The sequence below is a fragment of the Methylobacter svalbardensis genome (assembly GCF_037671525.1).
In the GTDB taxonomy this organism is placed as follows: domain Bacteria; phylum Pseudomonadota; class Gammaproteobacteria; order Methylococcales; family Methylomonadaceae; genus Methylobacter_A; species Methylobacter_A svalbardensis.
The window spans coordinates 53170-72992 of sequence record NZ_JAWPOH010000012.1 but is presented as its reverse complement, the minus strand read 5'-3'; the positions used below and the strand labels follow the sequence as shown (position 1 = coordinate 72992).

16 protein-coding genes are annotated in these 19823 nt (G+C 45.4%); 10 read left to right on the top strand and 6 right to left on the bottom strand.

Annotated elements, in window-relative coordinates:
- Positions 1–367 precede the first annotated feature (367 nt).
- Positions 368–1921, top strand: coding sequence for a hypothetical protein (locus tag RW114_RS07145; RefSeq protein WP_340122052.1), 1554 nt, complete (start codon positions 368–370; stop codon positions 1919–1921).
- Here RW114_RS07145 and RW114_RS07140 read toward each other — a convergent pair.
- Complete coding sequence (locus tag RW114_RS07140) at positions 1918–3009, bottom strand: glycosyltransferase (protein WP_340122051.1); 1092 nt, start codon at positions 3007–3009, stop codon at positions 1918–1920. The genes RW114_RS07145 and RW114_RS07140 overlap by 4 nt on opposite strands.
- 34 nt (positions 3010–3043) lie before the next feature.
- Between RW114_RS07140 and RW114_RS07135 the strand changes: the two genes are divergently transcribed.
- The 5 genes from RW114_RS07135 to RW114_RS07115 all read left to right on the top strand — a co-directional run bounded on the left by RW114_RS07135 (position 3044) and on the right by RW114_RS07115 (position 8283).
- On the top strand, positions 3044–3388 hold the full coding sequence (locus RW114_RS07135; protein ID WP_340122050.1) for a hypothetical protein: 345 nt from the start codon (positions 3044–3046) through the stop codon (positions 3386–3388).
- A gap of 302 nt (positions 3389–3690) precedes the next feature.
- On the top strand, positions 3691–5466 hold the full coding sequence (locus RW114_RS07130; RefSeq protein WP_340122049.1) for a creatininase family protein: 1776 nt from the start codon (positions 3691–3693) through the stop codon (positions 5464–5466).
- A gap of 872 nt (positions 5467–6338) precedes the next feature.
- Positions 6339–6794: a hypothetical protein gene (locus RW114_RS07125; RefSeq protein WP_340122048.1), complete on the top strand. Its 456-nt coding sequence runs from the start codon at positions 6339–6341 to the stop codon at positions 6792–6794.
- Positions 6795–7373: 579 nt separating this feature from the next.
- Positions 7374–8045 (top strand): lytic transglycosylase domain-containing protein, encoded by a 672-nt coding sequence (locus RW114_RS07120; RefSeq protein WP_340122047.1) that lies wholly within the window; start codon positions 7374–7376, stop codon positions 8043–8045.
- 40 nt (positions 8046–8085) lie between these two features.
- Positions 8086–8283, top strand: a complete 198-nt coding sequence (locus RW114_RS07115) for a hypothetical protein (RefSeq protein ID WP_340122046.1) — start codon at positions 8086–8088, stop codon at positions 8281–8283.
- A 301-nt stretch (positions 8284–8584) separates the two neighbouring features.
- Here RW114_RS07115 and RW114_RS07110 read toward each other — a convergent pair whose 3' ends face one another.
- The gene (locus RW114_RS07110) at positions 8585–9604 is read right to left on the bottom strand and encodes an RpnC/YadD family protein (RefSeq protein WP_340122045.1); all 1020 of its coding nucleotides are present in this window, start codon (positions 9602–9604) and stop codon (positions 8585–8587) included.
- A gap of 324 nt (positions 9605–9928) precedes the next feature.
- On the opposite strand from RW114_RS07110, the gene dapA reads away from it, so the two are divergent.
- The 4 genes from dapA to RW114_RS07090 all read left to right on the top strand — a co-directional run bounded on the left by dapA (position 9929) and on the right by RW114_RS07090 (position 16781).
- Complete coding sequence (dapA, locus tag RW114_RS07105) at positions 9929–10804, top strand: 4-hydroxy-tetrahydrodipicolinate synthase (protein ID WP_340122044.1); 876 nt, start codon at positions 9929–9931, stop codon at positions 10802–10804.
- Between the two features lie 4 nt (positions 10805–10808).
- On the top strand, positions 10809–11489 hold the full coding sequence (gene bamC / locus RW114_RS07100; protein WP_340122043.1) for an outer membrane protein assembly factor BamC: 681 nt from the start codon (positions 10809–10811) through the stop codon (positions 11487–11489).
- Between the two features lie 120 nt (positions 11490–11609).
- On the top strand, positions 11610–15557 hold the full coding sequence (purL, locus tag RW114_RS07095; RefSeq protein WP_340122042.1) for a phosphoribosylformylglycinamidine synthase: 3948 nt from the start codon (positions 11610–11612) through the stop codon (positions 15555–15557).
- Positions 15558–15860: 303 nt separating this feature from the next.
- Complete coding sequence (locus RW114_RS07090) at positions 15861–16781, top strand: PilZ domain-containing protein (protein ID WP_340122041.1); 921 nt, start codon at positions 15861–15863, stop codon at positions 16779–16781.
- A gap of 264 nt (positions 16782–17045) precedes the next feature.
- Here the strand turns inward: RW114_RS07090 and RW114_RS07085 are convergent, their stop codons facing one another.
- From RW114_RS07085 to RW114_RS07070, 4 genes are all read right to left on the bottom strand, one after another.
- On the bottom strand, positions 17046–17456 hold the full coding sequence (locus RW114_RS07085) for a hypothetical protein (RefSeq protein ID WP_340122040.1): 411 nt from the start codon (positions 17454–17456) through the stop codon (positions 17046–17048).
- Positions 17457–17529: 73 nt separating this feature from the next.
- Complete coding sequence (locus RW114_RS07080) at positions 17530–17844, bottom strand: glycine zipper 2TM domain-containing protein (RefSeq protein WP_340122039.1); 315 nt, start codon at positions 17842–17844, stop codon at positions 17530–17532.
- A gap of 349 nt (positions 17845–18193) precedes the next feature.
- On the bottom strand, positions 18194–19207 hold the full coding sequence (locus RW114_RS07075) for a Gfo/Idh/MocA family protein (protein WP_340122038.1): 1014 nt from the start codon (positions 19205–19207) through the stop codon (positions 18194–18196).
- Between the two features lie 22 nt (positions 19208–19229).
- The gene (locus RW114_RS07070; RefSeq protein WP_340122037.1) at positions 19230–19490 is read right to left on the bottom strand and encodes a DUF5062 family protein; all 261 of its coding nucleotides are present in this window, start codon (positions 19488–19490) and stop codon (positions 19230–19232) included.
- Positions 19491–19823 lie beyond the last annotated feature (333 nt).

Genomic DNA, 19823 nt, shown 5'->3' with positions numbered 1-19823 from the left:
GTACCGGTAATTGTAAGCAGATGTTGCTAATTAACCTTAACTATATTTTTATTGTTTTCATCTTATTCTAAAATTGTTTAATTTTAGAATGCGTTATCAAGTAACCGTTCAGACCCCCTCTAAGATTTTCGCAGTTTTTATAGTGCGAGAACCAAATATCAATGGCTTGCAGCATTTTTTATAAAAAAATGCTGGTTTTTGAATAGTGGGTCTGAACGGTTACGTTATCAAAGCTAAACAATTTTAGATTAATATGATGAAAATAGTTAGATGTTTTTTAAAAAATGATTTCTTTCAATCTCTCTGATGGTTGGTCAGTTTTTCAACAATCAGCTAATGATTTTTATACGTTCACAAGAGAATGATAATGTCAGATTTTAAAATCGATAATAATAGATATTTTATTTTTTGTTGTTTTGTATTGTTATTTTTATTAACAATATGTCCATTTATACTGTTTAAGTATCCAATTTTAGTTGATTATCCTAATCATTTGGCTAGTTTTTATATTCAAGGAAATATAGATAATAATCAATGGTTAAGTGAAAATTATTTAGTTAAGTGGGAGATCAAGCCATATACGATAATAGAAGGATTAGGAGGAATTTTAGCAAAATATTTTGATATATTCCTGGTTGGTAAGGTTATTTTAATTTCCGGTATTGTATTTATATGTTCTGGGGCTTTATTACTTAGAAAGTATATTAATGGTAGTATTGATTTGTGGGTTATTTCAATATTCTTATTTATATATAATCATGTTCTGTTCTTTGGTTTTGTAAATTACTATGTTAGTTCAGGGCTTGCATTGGTTGCAATGGGGTTATGGGTTAAATTAAGAAATATCAACTATATTGTAAAGGTGCTGTTATTTTCTTCTATTTCTACAATGCTTTTCTTTTGCCATCTATATGCACTTGGTATTTATGCTATTTTTGTTGTTAGCTACGAATTAGGATTGATTAAGTATTCGTATGACAAATTATCTATGCCTAATATTATAAATATTATATCTCAATTCTTGTTGCCGTTTATTTTGTTCGTTATTTGGTGGAATGGGAATGTAAAGAATGGCGTTGTTACTTTTTATAATTATGGTGATTTAACAACAAAAATCGTTGCTTTATTATCGCCATTTTCTTTTGATTATGGTCAAAATGATTTATTACAAATTCTTTTTACACTAATATCAATTTTAGTCATAAGGATTATTTATCCAGGTGGAGTTAGTATATACAATAAAATGAAGATTCCTCTATTAACTCTACTCGTGGTTATAATTATAATGCCAAGTTCGCTGGCAGGAAATTGGGGTACAGATTTTAGATATCCTTTTATTTTTATGGTGTTATTCGTTGTCTCTATCAAATTCGATGAAAATAATAAAAATACTGTATATTTTAGAAGGTATTTATTGGGTTTGGTTCTTGTAGTTACATGCTATAAAATATATTATGTGTCTAATATTTGGAATAGAATAAATCCGCAGTATCAGGAATTCGAAAATGCTTTGCAATATGTGAGTCCTGGGTCAAAAGTATTAACTGTGCAGAATGACACCGGAAATTTAAGTGGATTAGATGCACGGCTTTATCACCACATGTCTGCTTTATCTATAATCCAGCGTTCAACTTTCTGGCCAAATCTTTTTACTTATGTTACTCCTATTTATCCAACGATTAAAACAGAACATATCGATACAGCGTGGGGTTCGCAGCTAACTGTTGATGATTTAGTTAGTAACAAATACAAGAATGGCTATACGTATGCTCCTCATGCTAAAGTGTATTGGGAAAACTGGACTCAGGATTTTGATTATCTTATTTCAATTCGGTTTGAAAATTTATCTACCATAGATATAAAAAATCTTAAACTAAAATTCAGAGGCAGTTTTTTCGATATTTATCAGATTGTTCATTAGGTTTTTGTTTTTTTCCAGGTAAACATCGAAGATAACCCATAATTCAAGACAGCTCCGATCAAAGCGCCCGCCGTGCCTGCGATAGCCCAATGGAAATTATTTTCATATAAGAGACTGGCAAACTCAACATTTAAAAAAGCGCCTAGGGAACAAACCAGATAAAAGCTTACTAATCCGAATAACAGCTTTTTGCCATGTAGTTTTTTATCTCGGTAAGTGAAGCTGTTATTTATAAAATAATTACTGGTCATCGCAATGTAGGTGGCTATGGTCTGCGACCATATGAACTGGGTATTTATGGCTATATGAAGTACGGTCAGGACCAAGAGATGTACGCCGATGCCGGTCAAGCCGACCAGTGAGAACAGGATGAATCTGACCGGAATGATCTTGCCGAATAGTTTATGACAGAGTAAGCCAATAAACTCAAGTGCGGTGGTGGTATCAAGTTTGCTTTCTCCGCTATGTCTAGTGTTAAACCTGAGCGGTACCTCGATAAAATTTAACGGCTTTTTGGATGAAGCAAAAATATCCAGCAGGATTTTAAAGCCTTTGCCGTAAAGCCGGGGGGATAGTTCGTGTAATACTTCTTTTCTAAGCATGAAGAAACCGCTAAGCGGGTCTGTTAGTCGAACTTTTAATACCAGCCTACTTAATAGGTTGCCGATATTCGATAACAGTTCTCGCTTTGCTGAAAAATCACCCAGTTCGGCACCTGCTGCGAATCGACTGGCTACCGCTATGTTCAATGATTTTTTGGAAAACTCAGCAAACATGGTGGGCAGCAAGGTTTCATCATGCTGTAAATCGGCATCCATCACCGCGACGATAGGCGCTTTACTGGCCAGCATGCCTTCTATGCAGGCCGAAGATAAGCCTGTTCTGTTTATTCTATGGATGGCTCTAATATGGCGATGTTGTGATGAAATCTTCTTGAGCAGTTCCTTGGTACCGTCAGTCGAGTTGTCGTCTACAAAAATGATTTCCCAATTTATTTCTTTCAGTACGGTAGCTATTTTGTTGCAAAGTAGCTCTATGTTGCCAACTTCGTTTAGGGTTGGCACGACGATCGATAGTTGGTATAACATTTTCCGGTAGATTCCCTGTTTAGATTTGAATGATATGTTTGATCAATTAACCGTTCCGTTTGCATTATTTTTTACGAATACCGACCGGATTTATTGGCTGTATCTGCTAACGGCGTTCACGATAGCCTTTTTTCTGTTTGTTGTCCATAAGCAGGACTACGCAAACTCGGGCATAGACCTGATGGCTTATGTGTTTCCTAAAGACATTATTCTGCACCGGGCATCTATCGTTTTTTTTATACCGATATGCTGTTTCAGGGGGCTTTTATTCGCTCATTCCCACGCTTCCGCGTGGGAATGCATACGCAAGCATGGTGACATTCAGAGTCAGTATGGATTCCCACGCGGGAGCATGGGAACCAGAACCAACCCCGTCTGAAACGTTTAAATACTCCAGCAATCTACAAAACGTGAATAACGGGGTTGTAAACCCCGTTACGCTTAGCCGGTATTATCCATTCGATGCGGGAAGCCAATCATCCGAAAGGATATTACCTAGTTCCCACGCGTTGCGTGGGAACTAGGGAGGGCGTCAGGCAGCAGGATAGCCTGACGTGAGTCCCTGCCGGAATGACGACGGATAGTATTATCCTTATGTTGCCAACTTCATTTAGCAATGGCACTATGAACAACAGTTCGTATGACATTTTTCGGTTGACTTCCTGTTTAGGTTTGAATGATATGCTTGATCAATTAACCGCCCCGTTTGCATTATTTTTTATGAATACCGACCGGATTTATTGGCTGTATTTGCTGACGGCTTTCGCGATAGCCTTTTTTCTGTTTATTGTCCGTAAGCAGGACTATGTAAATTCGGGCATAGGCCTGATGGCTTATGTGTTTCCTAAAGACATTATTCTGCACCGATCATCGATGAATGATTATCTGTTTTTTTATACCGATATGCTGTTTAAAGGGTCTTTTATCGTTATCTTTTTTTCGTCGCTGTCCTTTGTTGTTTCTTATTTAACGGAAACAAATTTAAACATGCTGATACCTTCATTCAATGGGAAATTGCAAGGGATATACGGCATGGGTTTGGTGCTGACGCTGTTTCTTGCTGTCGCCGCCGATTTCGCGCTGTTTTTCAGTCATTTTTTGCAACACAAGATTCCCTGGTTATGGGAGTTTCATAAGATTCATCATTCTGCGGAGGTGATGACGCCGATTACGGTGTTCAGAATGCATCCGGTAGACAATATCCTGGTGTTTAGTCTGGGCGGCCTGCTATCCGGCCTGGCATTGGGTGGTGCTACTTTTTTGATGGGACATGATGTTGTTTTTTACAATGTCGCCGGGGTCAATGTGATTTTGATCGTGTTTTTTCTGGTGGGCTATAATCTGAGGCATTCGCATATCTGGTGGAGTTGGGGACCATTTTTTAGCCGGATTTTTATCAGTCCGGCTCAGCATCAGATCCATCATAGTGCTGCGCCCCAGCATTTTGATAAGAATCTGGGTTTTACTTTCGCTTTTTGGGACGGTTTGTTTGGAACCTTGTATGTGCCTAAAGTGAAGGAGACGATTATTTTCGGTTTGGGGGCCGAAGAGAATGAAAAGTTTTCCACTTTCTGGAGTTTGTATTTAATGCCGTTTATGAATTTGTATGATAATTTCAGATTGAATATGCTTTTAGAACCCAAGCGCTACGCATCGGTGTTGGTTTTTTTGATCATTGTGCTGCCGGCCGTTTATTTGAGCAATAAGGGTGTGGAACCGGTGAACTACCCGGTTAATGGTTATCTGGAGGACATGACCTGGCAGGAGGTCAGGGACGCGATAAGGAACGGTTCAACCACTGTGCTGGTGCCGACTGGCGGTACCGAACAAAATGGTCCGCATGTTATTCTGGGCAAACACAATTATATCGTGAAATACACGACCGGTAAGATAGCGGAAACATTGGGCAAAACGCTGGTTGCGCCGGTAATCAGTTATGTGCCTGAAGGCTCTATTGCCCCGGCTGATGGGCATATGAGATTTGCCGGAACTCTGTCGATAGCAGAAACGGAGTTTGACGTGGTTTTGGAATCGACTGCACGTAGTTTGAAACAGCATGGTTTTAAAACGATTGCCTTTATCGGTGACAGCGGCGGCAATCAGGCGGCGCAGAAACGGGTAGCGGAACGCTTGACCGGGTTATGGCAAGGCGAAGGGATTCGAGTGCTACATGTTAACGATTATTATGAAGCTAATTCGCAAAGTGCTTATTTGTTGAATAACGGTTATTCGGAGCTACAGATCGGCGGACACGCCGGGATAAGGGACACCTCGGAATTGATGGCGGTTTTTCCGAGTGGGATAAGAACGGAGTTTAAGGTTGATCATAGGGGTTCTGATTTTTTATTAACCGGCGCTGATGGCGATGCCGGTAAAGCCAGTTTGTTTTTAGGAAATATTCTGCTAAATTTAAAAATCGAAGCGGCGGTTAAACAAATCAGGGAAGCTTCAGGATGAGTGGTTCTGAGCGGGACTGGCGTACCTGACTGTGAAAGAATGAATGAGTACGGCATAAAAAGTATTATTACTCCGTTCTTACTTAAAAAACGTTGCAGTTTAGGGGCTGTTAAAATTGTGTAGATCGGCAAATCAGGGCCTGATTAGCAAGATATTTCAGCTAGTGACAAAAGATTCGTCATCTCGGCAGGGATTGTCGTGATCCAGAAGCCATGGATGGCAACATTGGATCTCTCGCAGACCATTTTTTAGTCACATGAAGCCGCTTTTGATCTATTTTTCACATCCCTGTGTTCTGGATTCCGGCAATCCCTGCCGGAATGACGGTGCTGGTTGAGGTTCCTTGCTCTTAAGAAACACCTTACAAGCCTTTGATTTATAAAAGCCTGTGAAGGCTGTTTCTTCGGCGCGATTTGCGGCGTGGGCCGATTAAGACGCTAATCAGGAAGGTTGCGCAAGTTAAGAATTAGACGTTTTTTCGCTCAGATAGGAGTAACCATGAAGTTCATGAAGGACATGAAGAAAAGGCCAAGTCAATTAATGCATTAAATCTTCATGCTCTTCATGTGCTTCATGGTTATTTCTTCTATATCGAATACTTTCACAGTCTCGTACCTGACATCCGTTGCAAATTTTGTCTGATGGTGTGAGTAAAACGTTACGAACGGGGCAAATACCCCGTCCGGCATCTGCGTTTCGCGTTTCGTATCGAACTTTTTTAAATATTAAAAATCCGGTGCCGACTGAGGTTTCTTGCTAATCAGGTAAGTATTGGTTAATCTGGGCTCCGGTGAGGCGCGTCGGTTTAAAAGTAGGAGCTTAAATGGCCTCGCATCAGGCATGATACACGTTAGTCAATTTGGAGAATAATAATGAAAAAATTACGTAAATCGGTTGTTTTTGTACTATTTGCGGCTTTGGCTGCGCCCAGTTTTGCGGATAATCATGAGGTTGAGAGCGACGGTTATGATCTGATGGGCGAAATGATTTTAAGGCCGGTGTTCGGTTTGCCGGCAACAATAATTGGTGCAGCCGTATATGCCGCAGTCAGTCCGTTGACTGCCCTTTTCATGATACCTAAACCGCATGATTCCTTTGTAAAGCTGGCCGATACCCTTGTATGTAAACCGGCCAAATGGACATTTGTGAGGCCTATAGGTGACTACAGATATAATGAAGGCTGCGCTCGCAAGGTTCAACCCGTTGTTTATCAACCGGCCCCACCCGTTGTTGAAGCGCCAAAACCAATGGTTAAGCCCCAGGTTCAATATCCTGATGACACCAATAAAAAGATTGATACCATATTCAAAAAACGAATGATGAAATAATGAATAGTTGAGCATATGTGGGGGCGAATTCATTCGCCCAGGGCGGATAAATCCGCCCTCACTAAGAGGGTGCTGATGCAATACAATGTTCATAACTTGTTTTTATTACCATGAAGGACATGAAGATAATGAAGGGAAGAGAATTTACTCCGTTCTTACTTAAAAAACGTTGCAGTTTAGGGGCTGTTAAAATTGTGTAGATCGGCAAATCAGGACCTGATTAGCGTCTTAATCGGGGCCCGCGCCGCAAATCGCTCCGAAGAAATAGTCTTCTCAGGTTTTATAAATCAAAGGCTTGTGGGTGTTTCTTAAGAGCAAGATATTTCAGCTGGTGACAAAAGATTCGTCATCCCGGCAGGGATTGCCGAGATCCAGAAGCCATGGATGGCAACATTGGATCTCGCAGACCATTTTTTAGTCACATGAAGCCGCTTTTGATCTATTTTTCACATCCCTGTGTTCTGGATTCCGGCAATCCCTGCCGGAATGACGGTGCTGGCTGAGGTTCCTTGCTAATCAGGAAGGTTGCGCAAGTTAAGAATTAGACGTTTTTTCGCTCAGATAGGAGTAAATAACTATATGTTTGATGTAATAACAAAATCATTGTGTTTGATTATATCGCTAGGATGCAGCGCTTATAGTTATGCAGGGTCCTATAATATAACCATCAATGTTAATGGTGAGGAATATTATTCGGACGAGAACGGTTTTGCAGATAAAAGTCCGGTTGTAGCTGAGGTTAAACCTAAATCAACCAGAACTTACGTGCCAAGAAGCCGGGGTAGCTACGCCTCTAAGATGAATAAAAACAAATATGCGGATCTGATCGCTAAGGCTGCTGACAGGCATCAGGTTGATGCCAAATTGTTACACGCTGTTATTCAGGCTGAATCTTCCTATAATGCAACTGCTGTTTCTTCAGCGGGCGCCATGGGCTTAATGCAGTTAATGCCCGGTACGGCCAGGCGTTATGGCGTTACCGACCGGGAAGATCCTGTTCAGAATATAGACGGTGGCACTCGGTATCTAAAGCATTTATTACAATTATTTGATTCAAATTTGAATCTTGCCGTTGCCGCTTATAATGCCGGAGAAAATGCCGTAATTAAATACAATAACACTATCCCGCCATATCCTGAGACGCGCCATTATGTCAAAGAGGTTTTGTCTTTGAAGGAGTACATGAAGCATAGCGGATCGGTGGACGACGCACACCTCGCAGGACAACTATGGAAGATTGAGGTTAAGTAGGAAGCCAAAAGTTTTCCTGATTAGCCGGAATCTTCAGCCAATGCGCAACACTTACAGTCAACGTCGTTCCGGCAGGGATTCACTTCGGGCTGTCCTGCCCGAAGCCTTTCGGGTTAATGCAAATCCGTTCCAGACGGATTTGTGCCGGAATCCAGAAGCCAAGGATGGCGTATTGAGATTACATCACTGTAGCCTAGATGCCGGCAATCCCTGCCGATATGACGATTTCTGCGAATAGCTGAAGTATCTTGCTAATCAAGAAAGTTTTTTAACAAAGCAAAAAATTATTTACCATGAAGGACACGAAGAAAAGCGGTAACTTCGTGTCCTTCATGCTCTTCGTGGTGAATAAGGAATGTTAAAAGGTTTTTTAAGGAAATTGCGGGTAGCCGGAGTACAGGCTTCGCCTGTTTGCAAGCAAAGCTTGCACTCCGCATATCGTAGTCTATTAACACTGTATCGTCTTAAACTGATAGTCCACTAACCCGACCTTGATTTTCCGTTGTTTGACTTAAATTAAGTTATTTCATGCACGTTTCTTAGTGGGGCGTATTTTCGTTGAAAATAGCATCTAACGTTGGCTCGGTGAGTACAGCCTCACCCCAGCGCTCCAAATCCTGTTCACCGGCGCTACTCAGTTTATCGGAAACCCATGCAGGTAGAGTGCCGAAACGGCGTTCTAGTTGTTTTTTAAGTAGCTTGTATTCACCTTGGACTACGCCTTGGACTACGCCTTGGACTACGCCTTGTTCAAGACCTTGCTGAAATCTTTTCTCAATTTCAAATCGTTCTACTGTAGTTACATAACGCATTTTTGTTTGCTCCTCTATATCAGTAATTTCATGCCACAATTGTTGCTCAAGTCTTTCCGGTAGGCGCATCAACCAATCCAGAACCGTGAACAGATCAATGACGCGTTGTTTGTCCCAGTGACGTTGGTATAGCAATCTTACAAGGCGTCGCTTGGCCTCGTAGCGTTCCTGGTCATTCTTGCGGGTACGCTGAGTCAGGATATGCGCTGCCGTAATGAGTGCAAATGGATTATCTGCTGTTAGTAACTCATCTAGCTGGTCATGGTAATCGGTCAACTTGGCAACAGGAAATTCAAGAGTATGTGTGCAACCTAGGACTGAAAATCCGTAAGAAGTCGGTTTCCAATCAGGATGTTCGTCCGCCAACACGGCCATACTGGCTACCGGCCGACGGTAGTGATCAAAAATCCGATAATTGTAAACGAACATTCGCTCACCAAATTCACTCTGCCGCGTTCCCTGTACTTCGATATGAATGTAAATCCATTTCTCATCGCCATTGAGCAAGGTTACTTTGACTAACTTATCGACAAAGCGTTTACCCAGTTCAGCATCCTGCGACAAGGCCCGTAACTCCTGATCGAGAAAATCATAACCTTTCGACCAGTCGATCTCTGCATACGCATCAGGGAAGTAAAATGCCATGAACTCAGGAAAATAGTGTTCAACCGCTTCTTTCCACGGACTGTCGTAATCGTCCGTTACAATTTCGGTGTTTACACGAAGCTCATCAACCTGTTTGATCATGTCGTCCTATGTTGATTTTTCTGTTAATAATAACAGAATACGACTTATCTTTTAAAGTAATGAAAGGAGGAAATGGAGGTCTTGTCGATGTCCCGTTATATTGCCGCTGTTTATACCTCGTTCACACGCTCTGTGTCACTGCCAGTAAGTTAAGCGGATTAAACAAAAGATTGCTGGGGAATAAAACCCAAGGCTCGCAGTCCGGTTTTTAGGCTTTGCAGAATTTAGATGTCCGTAAAATGACGTATCAGGCTGAGTTTTCGTTATTTGCTTGTTATAATGTCGCCAGTTTTATAACCGCATTAATTCTGATCGAGAGATTTCATGATTCAAGGTAGTATCGTAGCTTTAGTAACACCGATGGATGAACACGGTGCGGTGGATAAGGAAAGCTTAAAAAGGCTGGTGGAATTTCATATAGCAGAGGGAACGGATGCTCTGGTCGCTGTCGGAACCACAGGTGAGTCGGCGACGCTGGATGAAGATGAACACTGCGATGTGATTCAAGCTGTCGTTGACTTTGTCGGCGGCAGAATCCCGGTGATTGCCGGAACCGGCGCTAATTCGACTACCGAAGCGATTAGGCTGACCCGTCTGGCTAAAGAAGCCGGAGCCGATGCCTGCCTGATCGTGACACCCTATTATAATAAGCCTACTCAGGAAGGCTTATATCTGCATTACAAGGCGATAGCCGAGGCTGTCGGCATTCCCCAGATTTTATACAATGTGCCGGGGCGCACTGCCTGCGATATGCTGCCGGAAACCGTTGGTCGCCTGTCTCATATCAAGAACATCGTCGGCGTTAAAGAGGCGACCGGCGACTTGTCCAGAGTCAAAAAAATTCGCGATTTGACTAACGATGATTTTGCGATCTATACCGGCGACGATGCGACCAGTCGTGAATTTTGTCTGTTGGGCGGCAACGGCAGTATTACGGTAACGGGCAATGTTGCTCCAAGACTGGTGCATGACATGATTATGGCAGCGATAGCGGGCGATGGAGAAACCGCTTTAGCCATCGATAAAAAATTAGTCGCATTACATAAAATGCTGTTTATTCAGTCTAACCCGATTCCGGTTAAATGGGCGGTTGCCGAAATGGGTTTGATGGGGAAGGGTATCCGTTTGCCGTTAACCTGGTTGACTGAAGATTGCTTTGATGCGGTTCGTGATGCGATGCATCAGGCTGAAGTTATATAATGTTATGAAAACTAAAATCAGTTTAGTCTTTATCGTTGCGGTTTTGCTTAATGTATCTGCCTGCACGTACATAAAAAATTTATTTCCAGACAAAGAAAAGGATTATCAGTTTACGACTGAAATCCCCCCGCTGGTGTTGCCGCCTGATCTGGCGAATGATTCAGTTGCAAAAGTTCCCTCTGCCGCTCCGGTTGTTGAAGCGACCGATGTCGCCGTCTCTGACTCGGCGGATGAAGCGCCCGGTGTTGAGCCAACTGCTCCGCAAACTGAAACAGATCAGGATCTGGACCGGAAATCAATTCAGGTTGAACTGGTTGACGCCGATCAGGGAACAAAGCGATTACGCATCGGGGCATCATCAATTACAGCCTGGCGTATGGTTGGCAAAGCCTTAAGCCGAAATTCTATTGAGGTGCCTAATCGCAATCAGGAAGAAAGGCTGTTTCATGTCCAGTATGACCCGAACAAACGGGTAGTCGAGGACGGGTCTTTTTGGGACGAGGTTGTTTTTTTCTTTACTGGATTTGAAACTGCTGAACAAGAGTATGTTCTCGAATTGGTAGAAGACAACCAGAAGACCGACGTAATTATCATGAGCAACGAGCGTCAACCGGTAGCTGATCAGACAAGTTTACGATTGTTGACGCTCTTGCATGACACTATTAAAGCTGATTTGGCTAAGTGATTTATTTTTAGGCGAAAGACTAAAGGCTAAGGGCTAAAAAAGCCTCTAAGCGGTAACGGGGTTTCGCCTTTCGCCTTTTACCTTTCGCCTTTCGCCCTTTACCTTGAACCTTCTTTTCAAATGTTAAAAATTTCTGGAATTTCCGCGCTTTCTGATTTTCGTATTAACAAATTACTGGCTGAGCTTCAGGCTATAGAACCTGCTATCAAGGCCGTCTCGGCACGGTTTATTCACTTTGTGGATATTGAAAATGACTTGAATGAAAGCCAGGTCGGGATTCTGAATCAGTTGTTGGCTTACGGCTCCACGCAAGCCAGCATCGATATTTCGGGGCAGCATTTATTGGTCGTGCCTCGTTCAGGTACTATTTCACCCTGGTCCAGCAAGGCGACCGAGATTGCCCAGCGCTGCGGATTATCCGAGGTTAATCGTATCGAGCGGGGCATCGAGTACACGCTGGATGTTAACGAGCCGTTATCGTTATCGGTGAATGCATTACTGCATGACCGTATGACTCAAACCGTTTTAGAGGGTGACGTTGAGCCCGAATTATTTGTTCATCATCAACCCAAGCCGTTATTGCATGTCGATATTCTTACGCAGGGTCGCGACGCGCTGGTTAGCGCCAATACCGAACTGGGTCTGGCCTTGTCGGAGGATGAAATTGATTATCTGACCGACAGTTTTCAAGCCTTGGGCAGAAATCCGACCGATGTCGAATTGATGATGTTTGCCCAGGCCAATTCAGAACATTGCCGACACAAGATTTTTAATGCCGATTGGACCATAGACGGCGTGGAGCAGGCGCAATCCTTGTTCGGCATGATCCGCAATACCGCCCAAAAAAGCCCGGAAGGCATCTTGTCGGCCTACAGCGATAACGCCTCGGTAGCGACAGGTTCATCGGCGCAGGTTTTTATCCGCAATGCGCAGACCGGCGAATATGCCTATGTCGAAGAAGATGCGCATTTGTTGATGAAGGTGGAAACTCATAATCATCCGACTGCCATTTCACCTTATCCGGGCGCGGCAACCGGTTCCGGCGGCGAGATTCGCGACGAAGGTGCAACCGGGCGCGGCTCTTCGCCCAAAGCCGGTTTGACCGGATTTTCCGTATCGCATTTGAAGATTCCCGGTTTCCTCCAACCCTGGGAAGCGGATAACGGCAAGCCGGAGCGTATCGCTTCGGCGCTGACCATCATGCTGGAAGGCCCGCTCGGCGGCGCGGCCTTTAATAACGAATTCGGCAGACCCAATCTGACCGGCTATTTTCGTAGCTTCGAGCAAGCGGTTCCGGGCAGTGATCATGAATTTAGGGGCTATCACAAACCGATCATGATCGCAGGCGGAATGGGCAACATCCGGCCGATGCTGGTCGATAAACACCCGATACCGGCCGGTTCGCTGATCATCATCCTGGGCGGCCCGGCGATGTTAATCGGGCTGGGCGGCAGCGCCGCTTCCTCGCAGGCTTCCGGTGAAGGTTCGGAAGACCTGGATTTTGCCTCGGTGCAACGGGAAAATCCCGAAATGGAACGCCGTTGTCAGGAAGTCATCAATCATTGCAATTCGATGGGCAACGATACGCCGATCGTGTCGATTCACGATATTGGCGCGGGCGGTTTGTCCAACGCGGTGCCGGAAATCATCCATGATTGCGATCGCGGCGGCCGCTTTGAATTGCGCAAGGTGCATAACGCCGATAAAGGCATGTCGCCGATGCAAATCTGGTGCAATGAAGCGCAGGAACGTTATGTGGTTGCGATTAAGCCCGAGTCGCTGGCCTTATTCAGCGCCTTTTGCGAGCGCGAACATTGCCTGTTTGCGGTAATCGGCGAGGCAACCGAACAAGAGCATTTATCGTTGAGCGACGAGTTGTTGGGCGACCAGCCGGTCGACATTCCGATGTCGGTATTATTCGGCAAGTCGCCGAAACTGCACCGCAATGTCGAGCATGTTCGACCCAACACCCAAGCGCTGGATGTTAGCGGCATCAAGCTTAGTGATGCGGTCAAGCGGGTGCTGGCATTCCCTGCGGTCGCCGACAAAAGCTTTTTGATCCATATCGGCGACCGTTCGGTCACCGGACTGGTTGCCCGTGATCAAATGGTCGGCCCCTGGCAAACGCCGGTGGCCGATGTTGCGGTCACGGCTTCCGGCTTTCATGCGCTGACCGGCGAGGCGATGGCGATGGGCGAGCGCTCGCCGATTGCGGTGATCGACGCACCGGCATCCGGGCGCATGGCGATAGGCGAGGCCATTACTAATATTGCCGCCGCCGGCATCGATTCGCTGAAAAAAATCAAATTGTCGGCCAACTGGATGGCCGCCGCAGGTTACCAGGGCGAAGATGCGGCCCTGTTCGATACCGTCAAAGCGGTGGGTATGGAATTGTGTCCGGCGCTGGGCATTGCGATACCTGTGGGTAAGGATTCCTTGTCGATGAAAACCGTGTGGAAAGATGATTCCCTGGAAAAAACCATGACTGCGCCGCTATCGCTGGTGATTACCGCGTTTGCGCCGGTTGCCGATATTAGCCTTACCCTGACCCCGCAACTGCGCTGTGTGCCTGATGAAGACAGCGCCCTGATTTTGCTTGATCTGGGTGTCGGTAAAAACCGTTTGGGCGGTTCGGTGCTGGCGCAAGTCTACAACCAGCTGGGCGATGATTGCCCGGATCTGGATGACGCCGGGTTATTGAAAGCCTTTTTCGATGCGATACAAACGCTCAACGGCCAGGATAGACTGCTGAGTTATCATGACCGTTCCGATGGCGGTTTGCTGGCAACGGTGGCGGAAATGATGTTCGCCGGCAGGCTGGGCGTAACCTTAACGCTCGATAGTCTGGGCGATGATGTGCTGGCGGCGCTGTTTAATGAGGAGCTGGGTGCCGTATTACAGGTGCGCCAAAGCGATTGTAAGGACATCGTGGAGCTGTTGAACCAATCCGGTTTGATAGATTGCGTTTATGTCATAGGTAAGGTTGTTGATTACGCCATGGCTCAGTCCGAATATTGTGGGGGCGACTTCGGTCGCCCTGGGCGCCTTGCGTCGCCCCCATTGGATGCAGGGCAGCAATTAACTATTCACCATTTTGGCGAGGTTATTTACTCCGCCGGTCGTGCCGAATTGCAAAGCTTCTGGTCCGAACTCAGCTACAAGATGCAGGCCTTGCGCGATAACCCGGAATGCGCGCTGCAACAGTTCGAACGCATCGCCGATGATGAAGATCCCGGTTTGAATGTTGAGCTGACCTTTGGTGTCAATGACGATGTGACCGCCGTGTTTGCAACGGCTGCAAGACCCAAAGTCGCGATATTGCGCGAGCAGGGCGTTAACGGCCATGTGGAAATGGCGGCGGCATTCGATCGCGCCGGATTTACCAGCATCGACGTACACATGAGCGACATTATTCATGGTCGGGTGGGCTTGGCCGATTTCACCGGCCTGGTTGCCTGCGGCGGTTTCTCTTATGGCGACGTACTCGGCGCAGGCGGCGGTTGGGCAAAATCCATCCTGTTCAACCCGCGCTGCCGCGATGAATTTGCCGCATTTTTCCAGCGGCCAGATACCTTTGGCTTGGGCGTTTGCAACGGTTGCCAGATGATGTCGGGATTAAAAGATATCATTCCCGGCGCCGAACACTGGCCGCGTTTCATGCGCAACACCTCCGAACAATTTGAAGCGCGGGTGGCCTTGGTCGAAGTGCAAAAATCGCCATCGATACTGTTTGCCGGTATGGAAGGCTCCAGAATGCCGGTCGCTATTGCGCATGGGGAAGGGCGCGCAGAATTTGCTGTGGATCCGGCGGTTGCGCTGGAAGCCGGTGCGGTGGCCTTGTGTTATGTCGATAACTACGGCGAATTGACCACGGAATTCCCTGCCAACCCTAACGGTTCACCGTTCGGCATTACCGGGCTGACCACTACCGACGGGCGCTTTACCATTATGATGCCGCATCCCGAGCGTTGTTTCAGAACGCTGCAAAATTCATGGCACCCGGATGATTGGGAGGAATACGGTGCGTGGATGCGCCTGTTCAGGAACGCCAGAGTTTGGGTAGGCTGATCTTGTCCACGGAAAGCACGAAAAGCACGAAAAGCACGAAAAGCACGAAAAGCACGAAAAGCACCAAAAACGGGTGAGGAAATTGAATCATTAGTGCTGGTTGTAAGGCGAAAACAGTTGAACCGTAACTTCTCATGAGTTGTAAGTGGCACTCATAATCAAACTGGCTAAGCGTGGAATGCAGGTAAGTCGGTCATTAAGAGTCTTTTAATTTTTTTTCGTGTCTTTCGTGCTTTTCGTGGACTAATATCAAATATCTAGCGATATAAGGTTTAAAGGTTACAGCTTGTGGATAAAGTCAACATGACGAAAAATAAAAATCGCAGAGATTTTTTTCGTATTTATGATGAGGTTCATCTTTTTTATAAAAAAATAGATGAAAAGCTGGTGACCGAACCGTACTCTATTTTCGATACTATTTTAAATAACCTGTCATTATCTGCCGATATTGACAGGATATCCCACGATTCTGAATTGCTGTCGTCAGACTTAGAAAAAATATCGCCGGATGTTATGATTCCGGACTCTAAAATCAAGGAAAATAAAACCCACAACGTCAATATCGGTGCCAACGGCATGGCTTTTATTTGCGAGGACGCGCTTGAAGAAGGTGACTACCTGATCATCAAAATAGTGCTGGTATCCAGCATGGCTGTCATCGTAACTTACGGTCAGGTTGTTTTTTGTGAAGCAATGCCATCAAATGGCAGCCGATATCCGCATTTTGTCGGTGTTCATTTTGTCAATATGAAGGATGAAGATCGGGAATTACTAATTAACCATGCAAACAAAAAACAGCGGCAACATCGATGGGTTAATGGATTTCTACTAGCCGTCGTTCTTACAGTTTTCATTGCCCCCGATACGGTATTCGGTTCATTATTCGAACTGTCCCATTTCCTGCTTGAGTTTTCCCATATTGCATTTGAGGTTGTCGAGACGGCTCTTGATGAGTTCGTTGAACATCTTTTTCATACCGATCTTCAGCAGACTCAGCTTATTGTGTTTTATATTTTAGTGTCTTTTGTTGTCTGTGGACTTTACCTTCTGTGGCGGGTATTGCCGCCTTTTTACCGGCATAGTAAAGAAAACCTGTTGGCAAGCTATGCGCACAAGAAAGCAAGTCTGCTTTATTGTTGGTGGGAGCAGTCTTTGTTCAATAAAATTAAACTGGTCGTAATCGGCATCGCGACCATCACTCTCTATGTTCTTTTTGGACTATAGGCTGATCAAATCAGCGTCAAAATGATGATTCGGAGTTCAAAGCTGGCTTTGAATGATTTTCTTAAGCCGTTCATGCCGAATCCAGAGCAAAGACGCGGTAGGAGCGGGCCATGCCCGCGATATTTTGGTAACGATGTGTGAAATCTTAACCCATAGTTTTCGCGGGCATGGCCCGCTCCTACAAAGCTTAAGCTGTTAGCGTACCCCATACATTTGTTGATTGTAGAGGATTAGTCGGCCCAATATTTCATTGGGCCGATTGGACTACCATCTTCTTGGGTAGTCCTGGCCAACTCCGTTGCCAATGAAAGAACCGGCGGCGGCACCCAGTCCGGTAGCAATAGGGTCGCCACCCCCCAGTTCATAGCCGAAAACGCTGCCTATAACTCCACCGGCTAAACCTTGGTGGGAGCGTGGATCGTTTGAATACTGCGGTTGTTGGTAATAACGAACCGGCGGTTGCTGATAATAGCGAACTTCAGGTTGCTGATAATAGTAATTGACTTGTGGTTGCTCATAATAGTCATCGTGGTGGCGACCATGATGACCATGATGTCCTCCATGATGTCCCCAGCCGTGACCACGGTGTCCCCCGCCGTGACCATCAGCATAAGATAATGGTGAAAACAGGATGACAGCGGCAGTTAATTGAATTAAAAAAAATAATTTTTTCATGATATTTTCTCTTTGAGTTATTGGATTCGGTGTTGAGTTAATAAAATCAAGTTTGCCGGTCAATTAAACAGGGTTAGCGTCTTCCGGCAACGCCATTGCCGAGATAAGAACCTGCGGCAGCGCCCAGTCCCGTAGCAATTGGGTCGCCATTACCTATTTCGTAGCCTAAAACGCTACCGACAACACCGCCGGCTAAACCCTGGTGAGAGCGCGGATCTTGAGGCTGTGAATATCGAGGCTGTTGCTGATAATATCTGGCCTGTTCGGAATGATGATGCTTGTGGTGTTTTCTGCCATGACCGCGACCTTCGCCTCCTGACGCGTAGGATGCAGATGAATATATAATGGTAAACATAGCCAATAGAGTAAAAAAAAGTGATTTTTTCATGGTTATCTTCCTTAAATGATTAATTTAATCTGGTTGTATATGAGTCGGTACAGGCATGATGCCCAGTCATAAGCTTTGAGCTCATATTATTCGCCTGAACCTTAATGGCCGCTTAACAAATTGAATTGCTTGATGGTGGCGCTAAAGTTATGCTTGAATTGCAGTCTCCTCGTTTCGTACAACAATTAATTACCTGAATGATTTCGCTGTTTCGCTTATGGCGGGTAATAGCGTCCAATTGGAATCAACATTTACATAGGTACCGTCGGAACTCTCGACAGCATAAGCTGTTGGATTCATCCGCCGTTGCGGAAAACCGCATTACCCCGCCTGATCGCATGTTCGTGGTTTAACCCAGTCTGACCCGTTGGCCACTAGCCGAAGATTGCAAGGCGGCAACGATGATTTGGCAATTGGCTTGGGCATCTTCCAGCGACAGCTTCGGAGCAGTGCCATTTAATACGCAAGCGCTGAAATGTTCGATTTCCAGCCGGAAATGATTTGCCGCAGGCAGCGGCTCTTCACCGAGTTGACCATCTTCAGTCCACCATGAAATTACCGGTACATCGCCGGGCATAGACCAGACGTTGTGACATTTAATACCGCCTTTGGTGCCGATAATTTCATATTCACAGCGTCTTGCGCGTTCAAAGCTGAAATCGAAATGCGCGTATTTCCCGTCGCCGAAATCGATGATGCCGCTGGTCGCAATGTCCGCGCCGCTTTCGACATATTTGGCTATGGCCGTTACCGCGACAGCTGGCTGGTTAAAAAACATCCGCGCTGAATGGATCGCATAACAACCGATGTCCCACATCGCGCCGCCGCCGTTTTCGACGCTTTCTGTCAGACGATAGAGCCTGGCAGGTTTCATCATGAAAGAAAAACTGGAGCGCACCGACCTGACTTCGCCGATGAGTCCCGACTGAATCAATTCCTGCACGCGCTGATGTTGCGGATGGAATCGGTACATAAAGCCTTCCATGACGGTGACTTTATGCCGCTGTGCGGCGGCTTTAATGGCTGCTATGTCGGTTACGGTTAACGCCATAGGCTTTTCGCACAATACATGTTTGCCGTGTTCGATGGCGCGCAACGTCCATTCGGCATGTTCGTGGTTGGCCATCGGTAGGTATATGGCATCGACTTCAGGATCATCGAGTAACGTTTGCAGGTCGTCGTAAGTGCGCACCTGCTGCTGTTGCGGTGCGTATTGCGCCAGCGTTTGTGCGGCGGCACCGGGGCGACGACTGGCTATCGCAACCAGCTCGGCATTGGACGCTTCGACGATAGCAGGCATCAGACGCTCGTTGATGCGCGCCGCACCTAAAATGCCCCAGCGCAGTTTGGTTTTGTTGTTCATTGGATTTACCTTGAATTAGGGTTTACTGCAAAAGAGGGTGATCTTTCGGCAATTGTCGCGCTATCCATAACGCTAGTTTATGTTTCATGTTCACTCCGTTTTCCTGGTCAATCGCCAGCGGCTGAATAAGTTGGTCATTGACCAGCAGGCGATAAAGACATTCAGTCTTGTCTTTTGATGAATCCGTCGAGGCAAAATTTGCGTAGCCACGATTTTTCGCATAATTTTCACCAACTTCCATCGCTTTTTTCAGCAGCCGGGATTCGTTTTTTAACTTAGCCATTGATGCGTGTCCTTTGCTAACATTGAGTTGTTGTTGCTTTAAAAATTAAGCGACTAAAAAGGCTGATTTATTCTTTTTGGAATTGAGTAAATAGCCGTTCGTTGAGTGTTTGCATTTTAACTCCTATCTTTCCATTGCGTCTTGAATGCGTGATAAAAATTCAGATTTAAGCGGGCGATTCATCAAATGTTGGCGTAACTGAAGGCTAGCGATTTTCGGGATAAGCTGTGCGCGGACTGCTTGCTTGCATCTTGAAAAGTCATCAACAAAAAGCTTGAATCATTGGTTTGATTATTATTGCTATAGCTGCCGAATTAAAATAAGAGGTGGCTA